The 1,172-nt window shown below is 61.4% G+C and carries 3 protein-coding genes; 1 reads left to right on the forward strand and 2 read right to left on the reverse strand.

All coding sequences use genetic code 11. From position 1 onward, the window contains the following. Positions 1-170 precede the first annotated feature (170 nt). Positions 171-404, forward strand: coding sequence for a hypothetical protein (locus tag DI579_RS07165; protein ID WP_032504395.1), 234 nt, complete (start codon positions 171-173; stop codon positions 402-404). A gap of 90 nt (positions 405-494) precedes the next feature. Here DI579_RS07165 and DI579_RS07170 read toward each other — a convergent pair whose 3' ends face one another. Beyond that, positions 495-752, reverse strand: a complete 258-nt coding sequence (locus tag DI579_RS07170; protein WP_032504396.1) for a hypothetical protein — start codon at positions 750-752, stop codon at positions 495-497. Then, positions 749-994, reverse strand: a complete 246-nt coding sequence (locus DI579_RS07235) for a hypothetical protein (RefSeq protein ID WP_369680261.1) — start codon at positions 992-994, stop codon at positions 749-751. Before DI579_RS07235 ends, DI579_RS07170 begins: the two co-directional genes overlap by 4 nt. Between the last annotated feature and the right edge of the window lie 178 nt (positions 995-1,172).

Below are 1,172 nucleotides of genomic sequence, written 5' to 3' on the forward strand. Positions count from 1 at the left end.
AACGAATCCTTGTGGTCTAACCACATCATGGCCCAGGCCTACGCCTCCGACGAGCTGCGCGAATACTGGGACTCAATCAGCCCCCGCCTCAGCCGTGAGACCTTCCGTCAACTACGAGACGACGAGTACGGCCAGTCTCGGGCCAACGCACACAACGAAACGTGGTGGACATGACCCAACAACTACCCGCAACCCTCGACGACATCGCCCAAGCCCAAGCCGCCGGAACACAGGCTGCCCTCGAAGGAGCCGACCCACGCACCAACCCGTGGCCCATCGACTCCACTGACGAACGCCTCGCCTTCCTCAACTGGTGCTGGCGACAAGGCTACTCCGCGGTCATCGTGGAGACGATGGACGCCGTAGGAGCCTACGAGCACCTCAACGACAACCAGGCCCAGTAATTAACACAGCTCAAGGCCGCTCCCAGATCACCAACGAGACCGGCGACGCACCTAGTACGTCGCCAGTCTCGTACCCTATGTCTCGTCCCCTTACTGGTAAGGGTCGTAGGGGAAGCCGTAAGTGTGTTCCAGGGCCTTGCGGAGAAGGTCACTCATAGTCGTGTGCTCCTCGACGGCCCTCATCTTCAGCGCCGTGTGGGTGGCGGTAGGTAGCTTGACGTTGAACGCGGTGATCGGGGTCTTGGCTGACTGAAAGGTTTCAGAGACACTAGCTCCCTGGCTTGCCGCCATTTGGTCGGTGTAACGGCTGGCCTTGTCTGCGGCGGTGGGCTTGCGGTTCTTACTCACTTCAGCATCTCCTTGATCTGGGCGGCAACCTGGGCGAACTCTCCTAGATCTGTTGGCCGGGTTCCGATGGCTTGCCGATAGGCGACCCGCCGATGAACTTCCGCGTCGAGAACGTCTAGACCCTCTACGGCGGCGGCTCCGTCGTGGGCGTCACGGTATTGCCTGGTCCAATCGGCTTTGTTGAAGAGCAAGGCCCGGCGCGTGCCGTGGGCCACCTGGTAGGTCATTAGCGCTCGATCCATGTCCAGGTCCCCCGACTCGGTCGGGATGATGACCACATCGGCGACGTCGAGGGCTGCGGTAATCGTCTGAGAGTCACCAGGGGGAGTGTCGATGATGACGAGGTCGGCGTCGATGTCACGGCAGCGCCTGACAATGGGGGCATTAGCCGGGCGGACCTCGAAGTCCAACTGGTCACCG

Source organism: Lawsonella clevelandensis, assembly GCF_003241315.1.
Taxonomy (GTDB): domain Bacteria; phylum Actinomycetota; class Actinomycetes; order Mycobacteriales; family Mycobacteriaceae; genus Lawsonella; species Lawsonella clevelandensis_A.

What these genes read in the sequence shown, in the direction of transcription:
- DI579_RS07165 (WP_032504395.1), top strand. Translation starts at nt 171, where the DNA reads ATGACCCAACAACTACCCGCAACCCTCGACGACATCGCCCAAGCCCAA.
- DI579_RS07235 (WP_369680261.1), bottom strand. Translation starts at nt 994, where the DNA reads ATGGATCGAGCGCTAATGACCTACCAGGTGGCCCACGGCACGCGCCGG.